The following is a 19527-nucleotide window of genomic DNA, read 5'->3' on the forward strand; positions in this document are numbered from 1 at the left end:
CCTTGCTGCAGCGCGGCAAGGCCCGCATCCTCCGAGCCTGGAGGAGATCGATGCGACCGGGATTGGGAAAGTTCGCCATCGCGCTGGCGGTGGCCGGCGCGGCCGCGGCCGGCGGCTTCGCATGGTACCAGGCACGGCCGACCGCGCGCTCGCTGCCCGACACCGTGACGGTGGCCAACGGCCGCATCGAGGTCGAGCGGGTCGACGTGGCCACCAAGCTGCCGGGCCGCATCGCCGTCGTGGACGTCCGCGAGGGCGACAGGGTCGAGGCCGGCCAGGTGCTGGCCCGCGTCGACGAGACCGAGATGCGCGCCCAGCTCGCCGCCGCCAAGGCCTTCGTGCAGCGCGCCCAGCAGGGCATCGCCAAGGCGGAGGCCGAGACGGCGAGCCGAGAGGCGGACCTCGTGCTCGCCGAGGTGGAGCTGAAGCGGGCCGCCGACCTGCGCGACCGCGCGGTCACCTCCCAGGCCGACGCCGACCGGCGCCTCGCCCAGCGCAACGTCGCCGCCGCCGCCGTGCAGGCCGCCAAGGCCGCGGTGGGCGACGCCCGCGCGGCGCTCGCGGTCGCCGAGGCGCAGGCCGCCCAGGTCGAGGCCACCCTCGCCGACATGGTCCTGAAGGCCCCCGTGGCGGGCCGGGTCGAATACCGGATGGTCCAGCCCGGCGAGGTGGTCGGCGCCGGCGCCCGCGTGCTCACCCTTCTCGACCTCGGCGACGTCTACATGACCGTCTTCCTGCCCACCCGGTCGATCGGCCGGGTGCGGCTCGGCGCCGAGGCCCGCATCGTGCTCGACGCCGCCCCCGACTATGTCGTGCCCGCCCGCATCTCCTTCGTGGCCGCCGAGGCGCAGTTCACCCCGAAGTCGGTGGAGACAGCCGACGAGCGCGAGAAGCTCATGTACCGGGTCAAGGTGCAGGTGCCCACCGACGTGCTCGGCCGCTACCGCGACTACGTCAAGGCGGGATTGACCGGCAACGCCTATGTGCGGCTCGGCGAGGACGCGCCCTGGCCCGACTGGCTCGCGCCCCGGCTCCCCGATGTCTCCCGCTGAGCCCGCCGTCCGGGTCGAGGCCGTCTCCCACCGCTACGGCGCCGCCGTCGCGGCCGATGCGGTCTCGCTGACCCTGCCCGCCGGCTCCGCCACCGCGGTGGTCGGCCCGGACGGGGTCGGCAAGTCGACCCTGCTCGGCCTCGTCGCCGGCGTTCGCCGCCTCCAGGCCGGGTCCGTGACGGTGTTCGGCGGCCCGATGGCCGACCGCCGCCACCGCGACGCGGTCGCAGGCCGCATCGCCTACATGCCGCAGGGCCTCGGCCGCAATCTCTACCCGACCCTGACGGTCGCGGAGAACATCGACTTCCATGGCCGACTGTTCGGTCTCGACGCGGCCGAGCGCGGGCGGCGCCTTTCCGACCTGCTGGCGGCCACCGGCCTCGACCCCTTCCCCGACCGGCCCGCCGGCAAGCTTTCCGGGGGCATGAAGCAGAAGCTGTCGCTCTGCTGCGCCCTCGTGCACGACCCCGACCTGCTCGTGCTCGACGAGCCGACGACCGGAGTCGACCCGCTGTCGCGCCGGCAGTTCTGGGCCCTGATCGCCCGCATCCGCGCCGAGCGGCCGGGCATGACCGTCCTGGTCGCGACCGCCTACATGGAGGAGGCGGAGGCCTTCGAGCGCATCGTCGCCATGGACGCCGGCCGCGTCATCGCCGAAGGCCCGCTGCCGGAGGTGCTCGCCGCCGCGGGCGCGGCCAGCCTCGAGGAGGCCTACCGCCGGCTGCAGCCCGGCGGCGGCGCCGCCGAGGCCTTCGTGGTGCCGCCCCGCCCCGCCCTCGACGGCGAGCCGGCGATCGAGGCCGAGGGCCTCACCCGCCGCTTCGGCGACTTCACAGCGGTGGACCGCGTCAGCTTCCGCATCGGGCGCGGCGAGATCTTCGGCTTCCTCGGCTCGAACGGCTGCGGCAAGACCACCACCATGAAGATGCTGACCGGGCTCCTCGACGCCACCGAGGGCAGCGCCCGCCTGTTCGGCCGGCCGGTGGACCCGCGCGACATCGAGACGAGGCTGCGCGTCGGCTACATGTCGCAGGGCTTCTCCCTCTACGAGGAGCTGACGGTCCGCGCCAACCTGACCCTCCACGCCCGCCTCTACCGCATGGACGGCCCGACCGCCCGGGCCCGCATCGCCGCCGGCCTGGAGCGCTTCGACCTCGCCGCCTGGGCCGACCAGACTCCCGCCCGCCTGCCGCTCGGCGTCCGCCAGCGCCTGCAACTCGCCGCCGCCTGCCTGCACGAGCCCGAGGTGCTGCTCCTCGACGAGCCGACCTCCGGGGTCGACCCCGCGGCCCGGGACCTGTTCTGGCGCCATCTGGTCGGCCTGTCGCGCCGGCAGGGCGTGACCATCTTCGTCTCCACCCATTTCATGAACGAGGCGGCCCGCTGCGACCGGGTCTCGCTGATGCACCGGGGCCGGGTGCTGGCGGTCGGGACGCCCGCCGGCCTCGCCGAAGAGAAGGGCGGCGGCTCGCTCGAGGAGGCCTTCGTGGCCTTCCTGGCCGAGGCCGAGAACGAACCGCCGCCGGGCCCCCCGACCGCCCTGCGCGCCGCACCCGCTCCGACCTCCGCCGATCTCCCGCCGGACCCTGATCCCGTCTCGCCTCGGGCCTGGCCGGCCGCCGGCCCGCCCGGCCGCATCTGGGCCTTCGCACGGCGCGAGGCCCAGGAACTGCTGCGCGACCGGGTGCGCCTCACCTTCGCCCTGCTGATCCCGCTCCTCCTCCTGGCGATCTTCTCCTTCGGCATCTCCTTCGACGTGGAATCGCTCACCTACGCCGTCGAGGACCGGGACCGGTCGGTCGAGAGCCGCCGCCTCTTGTCGGATTTCGAAGGCTCCCGCTACTTCGAGGTGCGCCCGGATGTGGCGAGCGACGAGGAGGCCGACCGCCGCCTCGCCTCCGGCGAACTCCGTCTCGTCCTCGGCATCCCGCCGGGGTTCGGCCGCGACCTCCTCGCCGGCCGCCGTCCCGAGATCAGCGTCTGGATCGACGGCGCCAACACGTTCCGCGCCGAGACCGTGCGCTCCTACGTTCAGGGCCTGCTGGCCGGCTATGTCCGCGACCTCGCCCATCACGCCGGGATCGACGCCGTCCAGCCGGTCGAGGTCCGGCCCCGCTTCCTCTACAACCAGGCCTTCCGCTCCGTGAACGCCATGGCGCCCGGCGTGGTCATGCTGGTGCTGATGCTGATCACCGCCATGATGACCGCCCTCGGCGTCGTCCGGGAGCGGGAGATCGGCTCGATCGCGAACCTCCAGGCCTCGCCCGCCACGGTGCCCGAATTTCTGCTCGGCAAGCAGCTCGCCTATCTCGCCATCGGCTTCGTCGATCTCCTGACACTCACGGCCGCCGCGGTGCTCCTCTTCGGCGTCCCCTTCCACGGCTCCGTCCCGGCCCTGCTCCTCGGCGGCATCCTCTACGTGGCGGCGACGACCGGCTTCGGCCTCCTGGTCTCCACCATCGTGAGGACCCAGGTCGCCGCCACCTTCGCGACCGCGATCCTGACCGTGGTGCCGGCCGTCAATTTCTCGGGCCTCCTCTATCCGATCGCCTCCCTCGAGGGGCCCGGCCGGGTCGTCGGCCTGCTCTTCCCGTCCGCCTGGTTCCAGGCGATCTCGCTCGGCACCTTCGCCAAGGGGCTCGGTCCCGCGGACCTCGTCCCCGAATACGTCGCCCTGGCGGGCTTCGCCGTGGCCTACATGGCGGTCGCCTGCCTGGTCTGGCGCAAGCAGGAGCCCTGACGCCCATGCCGGCCGCCGCGCTCCGCTTCCTCAAGGACGTCTTCTTCCTCGGCCTGAAGGAATTCACCAGCCTCAGGGCCGATCGGGTGATGATCGTTCTGGTCGTCTACGCCCTCTCGGTCGCCGTCGTGATCGTCGGGCGCGGGGTCAAGCTCGAGGTCACCAACGCCGCCGTCGCCATCGTCGACCAGGACCGCTCCGACCTCGGCCACCGGCTCGCCGACGCCCTGCCGCGCCCCTACTTCCGCCGCCCCCTCCTGGTCGACGCGACTGCGATCGACCGGGCGGTCGATCGGGGCGACTTCACCTTCGTGGTCGAGATCCCGCCGGGCTTCGAGGCCGACGTCCTGGCCGGCCGGACACCCTCGGTGGCGATCCGGGTCGACGCGACCGCGGTCGCGCAGGCCGGCAACGGCGTCGCGTACCTGCAGGACATCATCGCCCGCGAGACGGCCGTCTGGCTCGGGCCCGCGGCCGAGCGCGCCGCCGCCCCGATCGGCGCCGCCATCCGGTTCCGCTTCAACCCGAACCTCGACGGCGTCCGCTACAACGGGGTCATGCAGGTGATCAACTCGATCACGCTCCTGTCCATCCTGCTCGTCGGCGCCGCCGTCATGCGCGAGCGCGAGCACGGCACCATCGAGCACCTGCTGGTCATGCCGGTCCGGCCCGCCGCCATCGCGCTGGCGAAGATCTGGGCCAACGGCCTCGTCATCCTGGTCGCGGTCTTCCTCTCGATCGAACTGGTCCTGCGCGGCTGGCTCGGCATCCCGATCGCGGGCTCCGTGCCGCTCTTCCTGGCCGGCACCGTCCTCTACCTCTTCGCCACCACGGCGCTGGGCATCCTGATCGCCACCATCGCGGCCTCCATGCCCCAGTTCGCCCTGCTGTCGATCCCGGTCTTCATCTCCATGATGCTGCTCTCCGGCACCATGACGCCGCTCGAGAGCATGCCCGCCTGGCTGCAGACCGCCATGCACGCCTCGCCCTCTGTCTATTTCGTCCAGTTCGCGCAGGCGATCCTGTATCGCGCGGCCGGCTTCGAGGTGGTCTGGCGCCCGATGCTGGTGATGACGGCCCTCGGCTGCGCCTTCCTGGCGCTCGCCCTCACCCGCTTCCGCGCGATGCTGGCGAAGGCCGGCTGACCGCCCCGCCGGCAGCCCTCAGGACGCGCCGGACGGCACCGGCTCGAGCGCCAGGAGCGCCGCCCGCAGGGCGGGGTCCCGGGTCGCCGCGAAGGCCCCGATGGTCCAGCGGCGCCGGGTCTCGACCGTCCCGGTCACGATCTCCGGCACGACGGCGCGCAACCCCGCCTCGCTGTAGTCCTCGACCACATGGGTCTCGAACGGGTTGCCCCCGACGGCCCCCTGCGGGAAGTGGCCGATCGGGACCGAGATGAAGAGCAGGCGGCAGCAGTCGAGGAGCCGGTCGGCCAGCGCGCGGGCGTCCGCCGTCGACATGTGCTCGAGCACGTCGCCCAGGAAACAGAGGTCGAACGGGCCGATCGCCCCATAGTCGACGCTCCGCGCGTCCGCGACGATCACCCGGTCGTAGAGCGCCGCCAGCCCGAACTCGGCCACATAGGGCTCCCACACCTCGACCCCCACCCAGGTGGCGGTCCGGAACCGCTCGCGCAGGAGCTGGCTGTAGGTGCCGCGGCCGACGCCGACATCGAGGATCCGCGTCACGGGCGCGGCGAGCGCGCAACGCGCCTCGATCCACGCCTTGCCCGCCTTCGAACTGCCCGGCATTCTGCCTCCAACGCCCGTTCGACTGGAATGTCAGATGGGGCATCCCTCATAGCCCACCACGGCACCACCGGTCGAGCACCGCCTGCCGTCACCGCCGAGGCATCGGCCCGCGTCGGCGCCCGGTGATTTCCCGAGAGCCGAGAGCCATGACGCTGCGCATCGACGGATCCACACGGCTCGTCCCCATCGTGGGCGACCCGATTGCCCAGGTGAGGTCCCCGGCGGGACTGAGCGAGGCCTTCTCGGCGGCCGGCCGCAACATGCTCGTGGTGCCGGCCCACGTGGCGCCGGCGGACCTGGAGGTCTGGTTCCGCGGCCAGGCGGTCGCGCGGAACGTGGACGGCATCGTGGTCACCATCCCTCACAAGTTCGCTGCCTTCCGGCTCTGCCGAACGGTGTCGCCGCGGGCTCGCCTCCTGGAGGCCGTCAATGCTCTCAGGCGCGATCCCGACGGCTCCTGGCACGGAGACATGTTCGACGGGCTCGCTTTCGTGACCGCGGCCCGCGCCGCCGGCTGCCGCTTCGAAGGCGCCCGGGTGCTCCTCGTCGGCGCCGGGGGCGCCGGCAGCGCCATCGCGGAGGCGGTGGCGGCCGAGAGGCCGCGCGTCCTGGCGATCCACGACGCCGATCCGCATCGGCGCGACCGCCTCATGGACCGGCTGGCGCCCCTCGGCGTCGCCCTGGCCGCCGGCTCGCCCGACCCCCGTGGCTTCGACGCGGTCCTCAATGCGACCCCGCTGGGCATGTGCCCGAGCGACCCTCTCCCCGTCGACCCGGACGGCCTCGACCCCGCGGCGTTCGTCGGCTGCGTGGTGACAGAGCCCGAGGTACCGCCGCTCCTGGCCGCAGCCCGTGCCCGCGGCTGCCGCACCGCGACCGGCGTCGACATGTTCCTGGCCGTCCGCGGCCTGATCGTCGACTTCCTGCTCGGAGCCGGCGGCCGGTTCCGCTGAGGGCGGGAAGGCACACCGGACCGTGCCGCGAGAGCCTCGGCCCCGCGCCGTTCAGGACAGCGGTCGCGCCCCGCAGATCGCGGCACCGTCCAACATGGCCAGGGCGCCGTTATCTCCGGGCGCGCAGCAGGGGTGGGCCGCCCCGAGCACCGCCGCCGCGGCCAGCGCCGCCGTGGTGGTCTTGGCGCCGAAGAGGCCCTTGAGCCAGCCCGCCTTGCGGGCGGGCGTGGCGTCCGCCCCGGCGGCCTCGGCCTCGGCCGGTTCGGGGCCGTCCGGCGCCGCGGCCTCGGCCGGTGACGGGCCGCCCACGGTCGCCGCGAAGGTCTCGAAGAATTCGCCGGCCAGCTTCTTGGCGGTGGAGTCGATCAGCCGCGCGCCGAGCTGGGCGAGCTTGCCGCCGATCTGCGCATCGACCGCATAGGTCAGCACCGTCGCATCCGGCCCGTCCTCGGCGAGCGTGACGGTCGCGCCGCCCTTGGCGAAGCCGGCCACGCCCCCCGAGCCTTCTCCCGAGATGCGGTAGCCGTTCGGCGGGTCGATGTCGGAGAGCGTCACCTTGCCCCCGAAGGTCGCCTTCACGGGGCCGACCTTGAGCGTCACCCGGGCCGTCATCTCGGTCGGCGACGTCATCTCCAGGCTTTCGCAGCCGGGAATGCAGGCGCGCAGCACCGCGGGATCGTTGAGCGCGGCCCAGACCGCCTGTCGGGGAGCCGGGATGCGCTGGCTGTCGTTCATCTGCATGGGACGATCCTTCAATCGGGAACGGCGGCGCGCTGGCCCTTCCGGCGCAGCGCGAGGATTTCGGCCAGGATGGAGAGGGCGATCTCCTCCGGCGTGATGGCACCGAGGTCGAGCCCGGCGGGTCCCTTGAGCCGATCGAAGCGCCCGGCCGGCACGCCGTCCCCGGTCAGGCTCTCCCTGAGCGCCGCGACCTTGCGGCGGCTGCCCACGAAGGCGACGTGATCCGCCTCCGCCGTCAGCGCCGCCTTCAGCGCCGCCTCGTCCCCGCGACCCTGCGTGGAGACGATCAGGTAGCGCGGCCCGCCGCTCGCCTCCGGGATGCCGTAGCCCTCGACCCGCTCGTCGGCCTGCGCGAACAGCCCCTGGTCCTCGGCCGGAGCCGCCACGACCACACGGTATCCGAAGCGCGGCCCCAGCTCGGCCAGCGCCAGCGCCACGGGGCTCGCGCCGAGCACGACGAGGTCCGGCTTCGGCAGCATGGGTTCGACGAACACGTCCATGGTCCCCCGGCTCGGGCACATGTTGCGGGCGAAGCGGACTCCGTCGCGCTCCTCGCCGGGCTTCAGCCCGAGGTCCGCCAGGATGTCCTTCGGCATCACCGAGACGAGCCGCGGCTGCCCGTCGGCCAGCGCCTCCCGGGCTGCCTTGAGGACGGCCGCGCGCGCGCAGCCGCCGCCGATCCACCCCTCCGAGATCCGACCGTCCGGACGGATCACCGCCTTGGCGCCCGCCTTGGCGGCGGTGACCGACACGGTACGCACCACGGTCGCGAGGCAGAAGGCCTCGCCTTTCGACTTCAGGTCGGCGACGAGGTCGAGAAGATCGGTCCGAGGCGGCATGGGCGGGCTCCTCAAATCCGGGCGAGGTAGGGTTCGAGCGCCATCAGGCTCTCGATTGTGTGGGCCGGGGCGAAGAGGTCGACATGGGGCAGGGCTGCGGCCATCCCGCGCGCGGACGGCTCGTAGCCCTCCCAGCCGAGGAGCGGGTTGAGCCACACGATGCGCCGGCAGCGGCGGCCGAGCGCCGCCATCTCGGCGCCGAGGATCTCCGGCGCGCCCGTGTCGTAGCCGTCCGAGAGGATCATCACGCAGGTCCGGGAGTGGACGACCCGCGCGGCGTGGTAGCGGTTGAAGGCCGCCAGGCTCTCGCCGATCCGCGTGCCTCCGCCGACACCCTCGGCCATCAGCCCGAGGCGGTCGAGCGCGCGGCCCGCGTCCTTCTCCTTCAGCGCGTCCGACACGTGGACGAGCCGCGTGTGGAACAGGAAGGCCTCCGCCTCGCGGAAGTGGTCGAGCACGCCGTGGACGAAGCGCAGGAAGACGGCCGTGTAGAGGCTCATCGACCCTGAGGCGTCGACGAGCACGACGAGGCGGAGCGGCTTCGTCCGTGGCCGGCGGTGCACGAGCGCGAGCGGGGTGCCGCCCGTCGCCAGGCTCGCCCGGATGGTGCGGCGAAGATCCAGGCGCGGCCCGCGACGGGCGGCCTTGTCGCGCCGGGTGAGGCGGACCCGCATGCGCCGCGCCAGGCGTTCGGCCAGCGCGTGCGCCTCGGCGAGGGCCTCCGGGTCGGCGATCTTGCGGAAATCGGTGCGGGCGAGGCTCTCCTGCCGGCTCGCCCCCTCGCGGCGTCCCGACGGATGGGCCTCGGTCTCCGGCCCGTCCCGGCCCCGCTCCAGGTCGGTCGGCAGCCCGGGCGCGCCGCCGGCCGAGCGGGCGTCCGCGAGCGACTTGATGGTCCGCTGGCTCACCTGGGCTGCCTGCCCCGACACCGCGACCCGCGTCTTGACCCGCGCGCCCGCCCAGAAGGCGTCGAACAACGCGTCGAACCGGTCCCAGTCGGACCGACGGCCGCACAGGAGCGCGCGGAGCGCGGGCCGGGCGGCGGCCGGCCGGTCCATGCCGGCTTCGGCGAGGATCCTCAGCGCGTCCCGGCTCTCCGCGAGGCCGACCGGATAGCCGTTGTCGCGCAGCGTCCGCAGGAAGCCGGCGAGCCGGCGCCGGACGGCCGGGCCGATATCGTCGCGGGTCGCCAGCCGGGCCGCCATGTCAGGCGACCTTGCCGATCAGCCGGTCGGCCACCTCGCGGGTGAGCCGGGCGCGATCTTCGCGGGTCTTCAGCACGCAGGAGAGCGTCTCGTAGACGGCTTCGCGGTCCGCATCGAGCCGCCCGACCCCGAGCCCCACCAGCGCCGCCGCCCAGTCCAGCGTCTCCGCCACGCCGGGGATCTTGGACAGCTCCTCCTTGCGGATCCGCTCCATCAGCCGGGCCACCTGCAGGGCGAGCCCAGTGTCGATGCCGGGCAGGCGGGCGAGCAGGATGCGGGCCTCGCGGTCCACGTCCGGGAAGTCGAGCGCGTGGTAGAGGCAGCGCCGGCGCAGGGCGTCGGAGAGCTCGCGCGTGCCGTTGGACGTCAGGATAACGCGCGGGATCGTGGTGGCGCGGATGGTGCCGAGTTCCGGGATGGTGACCTGGAAGTCCGACAGGATCTCCAGCAGGAAGGCCTCGAACGCCTCGTCGGCCCGATCGATCTCGTCGATCAGCAGGACCGGCGCGACCGGCTGCCGGATGGCGGCGAGCAGCGGCCGCTCCATCAGGTACTTCTCCGAGAAGACGTGCTCCTCCGTCTCCTCCGCGTCGAGTCCCTCGCGAGCCTTGATCGCGAGCAGCTGGCGCTGGTAGTTCCACTCGTAGAGCGCGTCCGAGCGGTCCAGCCCCTCGTGGCACTGCAGGCGGATGAGGCGGGTCTGGTGGACGCCCGCGAGCGCCTTGGCGACCTCCGTTTTGCCGACCCCCGCCTCGCCTTCCAGGAGCAGCGGCCGGTTGAGCATGTCCATGAGCGCGAGCGCCGTGGCGAGCGCCCCGTCGGCCACGTAGCCGACGGCGGCGAGGCGGTTCGCGATGGTCTGTCGATCGAGCATGGAAGTCTTCCGGTGAACCTCGGACAGGAACCCGCGGACCCGTGGGCCGGAGGGTCGAGGGGGCGCCCGTTCCGTAGGGTGGCGCCCCCTCCTGGTCAGCCGTGCAGGCCGAGTCTCCTGGCCGCCTCCCAGATCCGCCAGGCGTCGTGCGGCATCTGGATGTGCGTCGAGCCCAGGAACCCGAAGGCGTCGTTGACCGCGTTGGAGAAACACGGCACGCCGCCGACGTTCGGGCTCTCGCCCACGCCCTTGGCCCCGATCGGGTGATGCGGGGAGGGGGTGACCGTGTAGTCCGTCTCCCACTTCGGCGTCTCGACGGCGGTCGGCAGGAAGAAGTCCATGAAGGACGCCCCCATGACGTTGCCGGTCTCGTCGTACTTGATCTCCTGCCCCATCGCGATCGCGAAGGCCTCGGTCAGGCCCCCGTGCACCTGGCCCTCGATGATCATCGGGTTGATCCGGGTGCCGCAGTCGTCGAGTGCGTAGAAGCGCCGGATCTTGGCCACCCCCGTGTCGACGTCGATGTCCATTACGCAGAAATAGGCGCCGAACGGATAGGTCATGTTCGGCGGGTCGTAGTAGTTGACCGCCTCGAGCCCCGGCTCCAGACCGGGAGGCGGGCTGTTGTAGGCCGCCCAGGCGATCTCCTTCATGGTCTTCGCGCGCTCCGGATTGCCCTTCACGCGGAAGCCGTCGATGTCCCATTCGAGGTCGTATTCGGACACCTCGAGCAGGTGCGCGGCGATCATCTGCGCCTTGTTCTTGATCTTGCGCGCCGCCATCGCGATCGCGGCGCCGGCGACCGGGGTCGAGCGCGACCCGTAGGTGCCGAGGCCGTAGGGCGCCGTATCCGTGTTGCCCTCCTCGATCATGATGTCGTCGGCCGGAATGCCGAGCTCCGTGGCGATGATCTGCGCCCAGGTCGTCTCGTGGCCCTGCCCCTGGGACTTCGATCCCATGCGGGCGATGATCGAGCCGGTCGGATGGATGCGGATCTCGGCCGAATCGAACATGGCGACGCCGAGGATGTCGCAGTTCTTCGAGGGACCGGCGCCGACGATCTCGGTGAAGAAGGTCACGCCGATGCCCATGATCTCGCGCGTCTCGCCGCGTCTGAAGGCGTCCTGCCTGGCCTTCTGCTCAGCGCGCAACTCGCGATAGCCGATGGCGTCCATCGCCTTCTGCATGGCGAGGTGGTAGTCGCCCGAGTCGTATTCCCAGCCGAGCGCCGACTGGTAGGGGAACTGCTCGCGGCGGATGAAATTCTTCATCCGCAGGTCGGCCGGGTCCATGCCCAGCTTCTGCGCGAGGATGTCCATCCCCCGCTCGATGCAGTAGGCCGCCTCCGTGACCCGGAAGGAGCAGCGGTAGGCGACGCCGCCCGGCGCCTTGTTGGTGTAGACGCCGTCCACGGCGAGGTGGGCGACCGGGAAGTCGTACGACCCCGTGACGATGTTCATGAAACCGGCCGGCCACTTCGACGGGTCGGCGCAGGCGTCGAAGGCGCCGTGGTCGGCGAGCACGTGGACGCGCAGGCCCGTGACCTTGCCGTCCTTCGTGGCCGCGATCTCGGCGGTCATATGGTAGTCGCGGGCGAAGGACGTGGTGGAGAGGTTCTCCATCCGGTCCTCGACCCACTTCACCGGCAGGCCCGTGACGATCGAGGCGACGATCGCGCAGATGTAGCCCGAATAGGCCCCGACCTTGTTGCCGAAGCCGCCGCCGATGTCCGGCGCGATCACGTGGATCTTGTGCTCCGGGATCTTGGAGAGCAGCGACGCGACCGTGCGGATGACGTGCGGCGCCTGGAACGTGCCGTAGACCGTGAGTTCGCCCTTGATCTTGTCGAAGCTCGCCAGCGCCTGGCAGGTCTCCAGCGGCGAGGGATGGGTCCGATGGTAGGAGATCATCTCCTTCACGGTGACCTCGGCCGTGTTGAAGGCCTCGTCGGTCGCCGCCTTGTCGCCGATCGTCCACTCGAAGATGTGGTTGTGGTGCTTTCGCGGGCCGTGCGCGCCGACCGTCTTGCCGTCCAGGTCCGGCCGGAGGACCGGCGCGTCGGGCGCCATCGACCGGAACGGATCGACCACGACGGGCTGCTCCTCGTACTCGACTTCGACAAGCTGGATCGCGTCGTCCGTGATGTAGCGGTTCTCCGCCACCACGAAGGCGATCTCCTGGTTCTGGAACGACACCAGGCCGTCGGCGAGCACCGCCTGCACGTCGCCGGCGAGCGTCGGCATCCAGTGGAGGCCGAGGGGCTTCAGCTCCTCCGCGGTGATGACCGCGAGGACGCCCGGCAGGGCGAGCGCCTTGGAGGCGTCGATCCGCTTGATCTTCGCGTGGGCGTACTGGGAGCGCACGAAGTCGCCGTGCAGCATGCCGGGCAGCTTGATGTCGTCGACATACTGGCCCTTGCCCTGCGTGAAGCGGATGTCCTCGACCCGCTTCCGCTTGCAACCCATGCCTTCGAGGCGGGCCTCGCGCTGCTCGCGCGTCAGCGTCAAGTCGTTCATTCCGCGGCCTCCTGGAAGGTGCGGCCGGCGAGCTTCGCGGCCGCGTATTGGATCGCCTTGACGATGTTCTGGTAGCCCGTGCAGCGGCAGAGGTTGCCGGCGATGCCCGCGCGGATCTCCTCCTCGGTCGGGTCCGGGTTCTCGGAGAGCAGCACCTTGGCGCGCATCAGCATGCCCGGCGTGCAGAAGCCGCACTGGAGCCCGTGGCACTGCCGGAAGCCCTCCTGCAGCGCGTGAAGCGTGCCGTCCGGATGGGCGAGGCCCTCGACCGTGTTGACCGCCGTGCCGCCGGCCTGCAGGGCGAACATCGTGCAGGACTTCACCGACTGGCCGTCGATCTCGACCGTGCAGGCGCCGCAATGGCTGGTCTCGCAGCCGATGTGGGTGCCGGTCAGGTTCAGCTCCTCGCGGAGGAAGTGGACCAGCAGCGTCCGCGGCTCCACGAAGCGCTGCACCTTCTTGCCGTTGACCGTGAGGCTCACGGCGACGTTCTCGATCTCGCTCATCGTCAGGCTCCCTTGGCGCGGCTCGCCGCCGTCTTCAGCGCACGCGCGACCATCACGCCGGCCATCTCGCGGCGATAGTCGGCCGTGCCGCGGCCGTCGGTGGCCGGGTCCGTGATGGCCTTGGCGGCCGCCGCCGCGGCCTTGACGGCCTCGGCGTCGAGGGCGGTGCCGATCACCAGGCGGGCCGCCTCTTCGGCCAGGAGCGGGGTCGGCGCCACGTTGGTCAGCGCGATCGAGCAGGTCGCCACCCGGCCGCCGCTCGTCGTCAGCACCACGGCCGCGGCCGCGGTCGCGTAGTCCCCGACCTTCCGCTTCAGCTTCTCGTACGCGAAGCCGTGGCCGGCCGGCGGCACCGGGATGCGCACGGCGGTCAGGATCTCGCCCGGTTCCAGCGCTGTGAAATAGGCGCCCTGGTAGAAGTCGCGGGCCGCCACCGTCCGCTCGCCGGCCGGGCCGGCGAGCACATAGTCGGCCCCGAGGCACTGCATCAGGGCCGGCATGTCGTTGCCCGGATCCCCGTTGGCGCAATTGCCGCCGACCGTGCCCCTGGTGCGGATCTGCGGGTCCGCGATCAGGAGCGAGGTCTCCCTGAGGATCGGCAGGCGGGCCGCCAGCAGGTCGGATCGGATCACGTCGGCCTGCGTGGTGGTGGCGCCGATCGTGATCGTGGCGCCGTCGTCGCGGATGCCGCGGAGCTCGGCGAGCCCGCCGAGGTCGACCAGATGCTCCGGCGTCGCCATCCGGAGCTTCATCATGGGGATCAGGCTGTGGCCGCCGGCGAGCGCCCGCGCTTCCTCGCCGAGGCCGGCGAGCAGCCCCACGGCCTCCGCCACGCTCGACGGCCTATGATAGGTGAACTGTCCGGGGATCACCGCGCTCCTCCTTGGCTTCGATCCGGCGCGGGCTCCCGGCCTGCGCATCTAAATCGTTTCAAGGGTGGCCGACGACCCGCCGGTCCGGCAATCCGGGATGCACGACCGGCCGGAAAGGTTCACGGACGGGGCTGCGCCTGCACGAAATGCGACAGTATGACTGTCGCTCTTCCTGCGGGATTGCCCGCATTTCGTGCGGCCCTGCGCGGGCGGGACCGCGAGGGGCGGAAGATCCCCTCAGGAAGCCGCGACGAGCCGGCTCTGCAACTGGGTCTTGAGCCAGCGGGTCCGGGACCGCGCGACGGGGACACGGTAGGGCACGCGGGTCGCGAGGGACGCCTCGCCGGCGTCTCCGGAGCGTCGCAGGGTGGCGATTCGGTCGAGATGGACGATATGGCTGCGGTGAACCCGGGCGAACACGGCCGGATCGAGCCGGGCTTCCACCTCCGAGATGGTCAGCGGGCAGAACCACACCTCCTCGCCGTCGAAGAGCTGCGTGTAGTGGGCCTGGGCCTGGACGGCCACGAGGCGCGCGGTGTCGAGGCTGCGCTTCAGCCCCTCGCGCTCGACCGGCAGGGCCGCCGGGTAGCGCAGCGGTTGGGGCGCCGCGGCGGGGTCGGGCGCCGCGACCGGCTCGGCGGTGGTCTGGACCGCACCCGAGGGGGCGATCGCTTCGGGCTCCTCCGCGGGCGCCGTCCCGGCCGGCGCCGCTTCCGGCGGCATCGGGACGAGCGTCAGCAGGAACAGGCCGGACACCAGGAAGGCGACCACCGAGACGACGATCGCCAGGAGCCCGGGCGACAGCGCCGGCTGGCCGTCCGGCGCCGCCAGCTCGTGCATGTGGAAGGCGGTCCCGCTCATCGCCGTGTAGTGCATCGCCGAGATGCCGAAGGCGAGCAGGGCCGCGGAGCCGGGGACGGAGCGCGGCGCGCCGTCGCCGAAGCAGAGCCACAGCGCCATCCCGGCGGCCCCGACCCCGATGGCGGCGCTCGCGGCCGTCAGGGCCGCGTCGTGCGTCATGTGCATGCGGCTGTGCAGCGCCACCATCCCGAGATAGTGCATCGCCAGGATGCCGGCGCCCATGAAAAGGCCCGCGAGCAGGATCCGGTTCCGGCTCGGAGCCGCGGAGCCGACCACGAAGACCGCGACCCCGACGACCAGCACGCAGACCAGGAACGACAGGAGCGTCGGCAGGACCAGGTAGTCCGCTGCGTAGGGCAGGCCCACCGCCAGCATGCCGACGAAATGCATCGTCCAGATCGCGAGCGCGAGCGAGAAGGCCGAGGAGGCGATCAGCCGCCGGTGGCGGATCCCGCGCGCTTCCCCGATCTGGCGCGCCAGGTGGAGGCCCACATAGCTGCCCTGGAAGGCCATGAACAGGGACAGGGCGACCAGTGAGGCGTCGAGCTCGACGGTCATTCGGATCCTCCGCATGCGGCCGCCTTGTCGCCGGCTCTGTTTTCCCGACTACGCGGCATGCGGGCCCGGGCGTCAAGGGGACCGCGGTGGTCGAGGCCGGGCAGGACCGTCCGACCGCGACCGGGCCCCGCGGCCCGGCGGGGCCGCGACCGGCCGGACCCGGACCTCAGTCGATCCGACGCCCGGGCGTCGCCCGGTTCACGGCGCCGACGATCCCGTCAGCGTCGATCCCGAAATGGGCGTGGAGATCGGCGATCGTGCCCGTCTGGCCGAAATGCTCGACGCCGAGCGAGGAGACGGCCTGTCCGTGGACCGAGCCGAGCCAGCCCAGGGTCAACGGGTGTCCGTCGGTCACGGTCACGATCCGGCAGTGGCGCGGCAGCGGAGCGAGGAGACGTTCGACATGCGACCCGCCGCGCCCGCCCGATGCCGTCCAGCCCGCGTTGAGACGGTCGGCGGACGTGACGGCGAGGACGCCGACGTCCCGGCGGCCCTGGCCGATGCGGCCGGCGGCCTCGATCGCCTGCGGGGCGACGGCCCCCTGGTAGGCCAGCACCACCTCGGCGTTCGGGCCGGGCGGGCGGAGCCAGTAGGCGCCCTGGATGACGTCCTCCACGAAGGCCGGATCGTCGCGCCAGCCGATCTGCGCGACGGGTCGCGTCGAGAGCCGGAGGTAGATCGAGCCGCCCGCCTCGTCCCGGAGCCAGCCGTCGGAGGAGGGACGCTTGTCGCCCTCGCGCTGGAGGTAGTCGAAGCTCCAGCGCAGGATCGCCGCGAGCTCGTCGGCATAGGCCGGCTCGAAGCTCGCGAGCCCGTCCTGGCTGATCCCGATCAGCGGCGAGCCGATCGACTGGTGGGCCCCGCCTTCGGGCGCGAGCGTAACGCCCGAGGGCGTGCCCACGATGATGAAGCGGGCATCCATGTAGCAGGCGTAGTTCAGCGCATCGAGCCCGCGCGCCACGAAGGGGTCGTAGACGGTGCCAATGGGGAAGAGTCGCTCGCCGAACAGGCTGTGCGACAGGCCCGCCGCGCCCAGCAGCAGGAACAGGTTCATCTCCGCGATGCCGAGCTCGATATGCTGGCCCGTCGGCGCGAAGGCCCATTTCTGCGTGGAGGGAATGCGCTCGTCCCGGAAGGTGTCGCCGCGCGCGGCCCGCGCGAACAGCCCGCGCCGGTTGGCCCAGGCGGACAGGCCGGTCGACACCGTGACGTCGGGGGCGGTGGTCACGATCCGGTCGGCGGCGGGCCCGCCGGTGCGGCCGATCTCGTCCAGGATCTTGCCGAAGGCGACCTGGGTGGAGATCACCTTGTCGTCTAGCCGGACGGGCGCGGGCGGCGCGATCCGCGCGGAGCGGAAACGACGCGTGCCGCGGGCGAAGAAGGCCGCTTCCCGCGCCGCAGGCATCGTCGTTCCGGGCCGCCGCATGGCGCAGTCGGGCTCCCATTCGCGCCCCGCCGGGACGCCCATCTGGGACTGGAAGCCGGCGAACTGGGCCTGGTTCATCAGGCCCGAGTGGTTGTCCTTGTGGCCGGCGAGCGGCGTGCCCCAGCCCTTGATCGTGTAGGCGAGGAACACGGTCGGCCGGTCGTGCTCCACCGAGCGGAAGACGCGGCCGAGCGTCTCCGTGCAATGCCCGCCGAGGTTGGCCATCAGTTCGGCGAGCTCGTCGTCGCTGCGCCTGTCGAGGAGGGCCGTCACGTCGCCCTGGTCGCCGAGGTCTTCCAGGAGCCGCCGCCGCCAGGCGCCGCCGCCCTGGAAGGTCAGGGCCGAATAGAGCTGGTTCGGGCAGTCCTCGATCCAGCCCCGCAGCCTTGCGCCGCCGGGCTCCGCGAAGGCCGCCTCCTGAAGCGCGCCGTGGCGGATGATCCTCACGTCCCAGTCGAAGGCCCGGAAGATCGCCTCGATGCGCCGCCAGAGCCCCTCGTGGACCACCCCGTCCAGCGACTGCCTGTTGTAGTCGATGATCCACCAGACGTCCCTGAGGTCGTGCTTCCATCCCTCCTGGAGGCACTCGTAGATGTTGCCCTCGTCGAGCTCGGCATCGCCGACGAGGGCCACCATGCGGCCCCGTTTTGCGGCCCCGCCCCAGCCCTTCGCCTCGATATAGTCCTGCACGATCGAGGCGAAGGAGGTGACCGCGACCCCGAGCCCCACCGAACCGGTGGAGAAGTCCACATCGTCGGCGTCCTTGGTGCGGGACGGATAGGACTGCGCCCCGCCGTAGCCGCGGAAATTCTCGAGCTTCTCCCGGGTCTGGTTGCCCATGACGTACTGGATGGCATGGAACACCGGCCCGGCGTGCGGCTTGACCGCCACCCGGTCCTCGGGCCGCAGGACGTCGAAGTAGAGGGACGTCATGAGCGACACCATCGAGGCCGAACTGGCCTGGTGCCCGCCGACCTTCACGTCGCCCTCGCTCTTCGGGCGCAGGTTGTTGGCGTTGTGGATCGTCCAGCAGGCCGTCCACAGAACCTGGCGCTCGAGATCCTTCAGAACGTCGTCTTGCATAGGTCACACAGCCTGTCGGGCGCCGCCATCGCATGCGGGATGTTTTGCACGAGTGGTGTCCCGGAGCCTGTCACTGGAGCCGGGTAGCGAGCCGCCGGGTACGATGGAGGCGATCCGGCCCTCAGCAGCCTGCATCATGTCCGCCCGACGCTCCCTTGTCATGCCGGCTTCTGGGCCGGGCAGGACGTTCTGCCAGGAGGGTCCGGATCGACGCAGGGCGCCGAGGCCGGCGGACACACCGCGACGGAACGGGTGGGAGCGAACCGCGGGCAAAAATCATGCTTTAGTTCTGGATAGTGCCATGATTTTTTGAAGGATGATGACGCGGTTGAGTTGCTTGGAACGAGGCGACGAACGTCGCGCCCTGGGAGGAAGACCATCGTAGGCGCTGAGCGGATGTCTTATGCAAGAAAGAAATGGCGCACCCGGCGGGATGAAACTGGGCGCTGCTATACCATAGCAGTGTCCCGCCAAAGCCCAGTCAAGCCGCGGACCGCCAGAGCCCTGGCGACGTTCCGCTCCACCGGCGAAAGGCGTGCACGAAGGAACTTGGGGTCGAATAGGCGAGCGTCGCGGAAATGTCAGCGATGCTCAGATCGCCCAACCTCAGCAGTTCTCTCGCCACCACCTGACGCACCTCGTCCCTGATCGCCTCGAATGTGGTCCCTTCAGCGCGAAGCCGTCGCCTCATGGAGCGCGGCTGCATGCCGAGCCGCTGGGCCACGTCCGCCATTCTCGCATGGCCCATCAACAGGAAGGGGCGCAGCAGATGCCGAACATGCGCAGACAAGGTAAGCGGCGTCCCATGACGAACCGAAAGAAGCCTCGCGAGGGCGAGGTCACGCTGCGCCTTGTTGGCTGCCGGCAGCGGGAAGTGCAGCACCGACGCCCGTAGGAGCAAACCCGTCTGGTGCTGGCCAAAGCGGACTGGGCATCGCGCAAGTCGCATGTAGCGGGCTGGGTCGTGCGGTACCGACCTGGACAGCACGATTTCCTCAGGCGCGACCTGCCCACCGGTCAGTTCGGCAATCAGATTGCAGCCGACGGCGAGAACGAGATCGTAGATTTGGCTCGTGACCGGTGCCGACGCGTCGTAAACGCCATACCCCAATATGATATCCCGGTCCGCTTTCATGAGATAGACCGCCCCGCCCGTCGAATTGTTGATCTGCAAGGCGGCAAAATCGCCGATCGCCTCACCCAGGGTCGCAGCATGGCGCATAACGGTACCCAGAGTGCCAAGAGTGGCCAGAGTCTGGCGCTTCCCAAGCAGAATGCCGATATCGTCGCGGCCGGTCAGGCGACACGCATTGTCGAGGACCGAAAGAAAGGCCGCATAAGGAACAAAGGCATCCTGCCTGACCTCGTCGGCTAGAACGCCAGTCCCCTCGATCACGGATGCCAAGCTGACACCATGCTCTTCCAGCATGTGTGCCAAAGGGACCAAAGAGGCTGCGCGCTGCATCGGCATCTGCGTCATCGCTGTCCTCGAATCACAATTATCTGCGTGCGAGTCCTTCTAATATGTCAGCGGGAGCACCGGGAGGGAC

15 protein-coding genes are annotated in these 19527 nt (G+C 71.2%); 4 read left to right on the top strand and 11 right to left on the bottom strand.

Annotation, left to right across the window (positions count from 1 at the left end; genetic code table 11):
- Positions 1-50: 50 nt before the first annotated feature.
- Genes WBG79_RS02365 through WBG79_RS02375 form a run of 3 tightly spaced genes read left to right on the top strand, consistent with a single transcriptional unit; the run spans position 51 to position 4937 of the window.
- Positions 51-1052, top strand: a complete 1002-nt coding sequence (locus WBG79_RS02365) for an HlyD family secretion protein (RefSeq protein WP_337355506.1) — start codon at positions 51-53, stop codon at positions 1050-1052.
- Positions 1039-3792, top strand: coding sequence for a ribosome-associated ATPase/putative transporter RbbA (gene rbbA / locus WBG79_RS02370; protein ID WP_337355507.1), 2754 nt, complete (start codon positions 1039-1041; stop codon positions 3790-3792). The genes WBG79_RS02365 and rbbA overlap by 14 nt, the downstream gene beginning before the upstream one ends.
- Before the next feature lie 5 nt (positions 3793-3797).
- Positions 3798-4937 (top strand): ABC transporter permease, encoded by a 1140-nt coding sequence (locus WBG79_RS02375; RefSeq protein WP_337355508.1) that lies wholly within the window; start codon positions 3798-3800, stop codon positions 4935-4937.
- 18 nt (positions 4938-4955) lie between these two features.
- Here the strand turns inward: WBG79_RS02375 and WBG79_RS02380 are convergent, their stop codons facing one another.
- Complete coding sequence (locus WBG79_RS02380; protein ID WP_337355509.1) at positions 4956-5543, bottom strand: class I SAM-dependent methyltransferase; 588 nt, start codon at positions 5541-5543, stop codon at positions 4956-4958.
- A 146-nt stretch (positions 5544-5689) separates the two neighbouring features.
- Between WBG79_RS02380 and WBG79_RS02385 the strand changes: the two genes are divergently transcribed.
- Positions 5690-6496, top strand: a complete 807-nt coding sequence (locus WBG79_RS02385; protein ID WP_337355510.1) for a shikimate dehydrogenase family protein — start codon at positions 5690-5692, stop codon at positions 6494-6496.
- A 51-nt stretch (positions 6497-6547) separates the two neighbouring features.
- On the opposite strand, the gene WBG79_RS02390 is transcribed toward WBG79_RS02385, so the two are convergent.
- The 10 genes from WBG79_RS02390 to WBG79_RS02435 all read right to left on the bottom strand — a co-directional run bounded on the left by WBG79_RS02390 (position 6548) and on the right by WBG79_RS02435 (position 19457).
- Complete coding sequence (locus WBG79_RS02390) at positions 6548-7237, bottom strand: SRPBCC family protein (RefSeq protein ID WP_337355511.1); 690 nt, start codon at positions 7235-7237, stop codon at positions 6548-6550.
- Between the two features lie 11 nt (positions 7238-7248).
- Positions 7249-8076, bottom strand: coding sequence for an XdhC family protein (locus tag WBG79_RS02395; RefSeq protein ID WP_337355512.1), 828 nt, complete (start codon positions 8074-8076; stop codon positions 7249-7251).
- An 11-nt stretch (positions 8077-8087) separates the two neighbouring features.
- The gene (locus tag WBG79_RS02400; protein WP_337355513.1) at positions 8088-9281 is read right to left on the bottom strand and encodes a vWA domain-containing protein; all 1194 of its coding nucleotides are present in this window, start codon (positions 9279-9281) and stop codon (positions 8088-8090) included.
- Between the two features lies 1 nt (position 9282).
- A complete protein-coding gene (locus WBG79_RS02405; RefSeq protein WP_337355514.1) occupies positions 9283-10155 on the bottom strand; it encodes an AAA family ATPase in 873 nt (290 codons plus the stop codon).
- Between the two features lie 95 nt (positions 10156-10250).
- Entirely contained in the window at positions 10251-12671 is a 2421-nt protein-coding gene (locus tag WBG79_RS02410) for an aerobic carbon-monoxide dehydrogenase large subunit (protein WP_337355515.1), read from the bottom strand.
- A complete protein-coding gene (locus tag WBG79_RS02415) occupies positions 12668-13177 on the bottom strand; it encodes a (2Fe-2S)-binding protein (RefSeq protein ID WP_337355516.1) in 510 nt (169 codons plus the stop codon). The genes WBG79_RS02410 and WBG79_RS02415 overlap by 4 nt, the downstream gene beginning before the upstream one ends.
- 2 nt (positions 13178-13179) lie before the next feature.
- Positions 13180-14049 carry an FAD binding domain-containing protein gene (locus WBG79_RS02420; protein WP_337355517.1) on the bottom strand — a complete coding sequence of 290 codons (870 nt, stop codon included), beginning with the start codon at positions 14047-14049 and terminating at the stop codon, positions 13180-13182.
- Between the two features lie 237 nt (positions 14050-14286).
- A complete protein-coding gene (locus tag WBG79_RS02425; RefSeq protein WP_337355518.1) occupies positions 14287-15468 on the bottom strand; it encodes an MHYT domain-containing protein in 1182 nt (393 codons plus the stop codon).
- A 166-nt stretch (positions 15469-15634) separates the two neighbouring features.
- Positions 15635-17977 carry a transketolase-like TK C-terminal-containing protein gene (locus WBG79_RS02430; protein WP_337355519.1) on the bottom strand — a complete coding sequence of 781 codons (2343 nt, stop codon included), beginning with the start codon at positions 17975-17977 and terminating at the stop codon, positions 15635-15637.
- 481 nt (positions 17978-18458) lie between these two features.
- Complete coding sequence (locus WBG79_RS02435; RefSeq protein ID WP_337355520.1) at positions 18459-19457, bottom strand: AraC family transcriptional regulator; 999 nt, start codon at positions 19455-19457, stop codon at positions 18459-18461.
- Between the last annotated feature and the right edge of the window lie 70 nt (positions 19458-19527).

Origin of the sequence: Prosthecomicrobium sp. N25 (assembly GCF_037203705.1) — a bacterium.
In the GTDB taxonomy this organism is placed as follows: domain Bacteria; phylum Pseudomonadota; class Alphaproteobacteria; order Rhizobiales; family Ancalomicrobiaceae; genus Prosthecodimorpha.

Bases quoted from the DNA above. Each gene is read 5' to 3' on its own strand.
- WBG79_RS02410 (WP_337355515.1), bottom strand. From the start codon at position 12,671: ATGAACGACTTGACGCTGACGCGCGAGCAGCGCGAGGCCCGCCTCGAA.
- WBG79_RS02430 (WP_337355519.1), bottom strand. From the start codon at position 17,977: ATGCAAGACGACGTTCTGAAGGATCTCGAGCGCCAGGTTCTGTGGACG.
- WBG79_RS02375 (WP_337355508.1), top strand. From the start codon at position 3,798: ATGCCGGCCGCCGCGCTCCGCTTCCTCAAGGACGTCTTCTTCCTCGGC.
- WBG79_RS02365 (WP_337355506.1), top strand. From the start codon at position 51: ATGCGACCGGGATTGGGAAAGTTCGCCATCGCGCTGGCGGTGGCCGGC.
- WBG79_RS02390 (WP_337355511.1), bottom strand. From the start codon at position 7,237: ATGCAGATGAACGACAGCCAGCGCATCCCGGCTCCCCGACAGGCGGTC.
- WBG79_RS02385 (WP_337355510.1), top strand. From the start codon at position 5,690: ATGACGCTGCGCATCGACGGATCCACACGGCTCGTCCCCATCGTGGGC.
- WBG79_RS02395 (WP_337355512.1), bottom strand. From the start codon at position 8,076: ATGCCGCCTCGGACCGATCTTCTCGACCTCGTCGCCGACCTGAAGTCG.
- WBG79_RS02400 (WP_337355513.1), bottom strand. From the start codon at position 9,281: ATGGCGGCCCGGCTGGCGACCCGCGACGATATCGGCCCGGCCGTCCGG.
- WBG79_RS02425 (WP_337355518.1), bottom strand. From the start codon at position 15,468: ATGACCGTCGAGCTCGACGCCTCACTGGTCGCCCTGTCCCTGTTCATG.
- WBG79_RS02415 (WP_337355516.1), bottom strand. From the start codon at position 13,177: ATGAGCGAGATCGAGAACGTCGCCGTGAGCCTCACGGTCAACGGCAAG.
- rbbA (WP_337355507.1), top strand. From the start codon at position 1,039: ATGTCTCCCGCTGAGCCCGCCGTCCGGGTCGAGGCCGTCTCCCACCGC.
- WBG79_RS02435 (WP_337355520.1), bottom strand. From the start codon at position 19,457: ATGACGCAGATGCCGATGCAGCGCGCAGCCTCTTTGGTCCCTTTGGCA.
- WBG79_RS02405 (WP_337355514.1), bottom strand. From the start codon at position 10,155: ATGCTCGATCGACAGACCATCGCGAACCGCCTCGCCGCCGTCGGCTAC.
- WBG79_RS02380 (WP_337355509.1), bottom strand. From the start codon at position 5,543: ATGCCGGGCAGTTCGAAGGCGGGCAAGGCGTGGATCGAGGCGCGTTGC.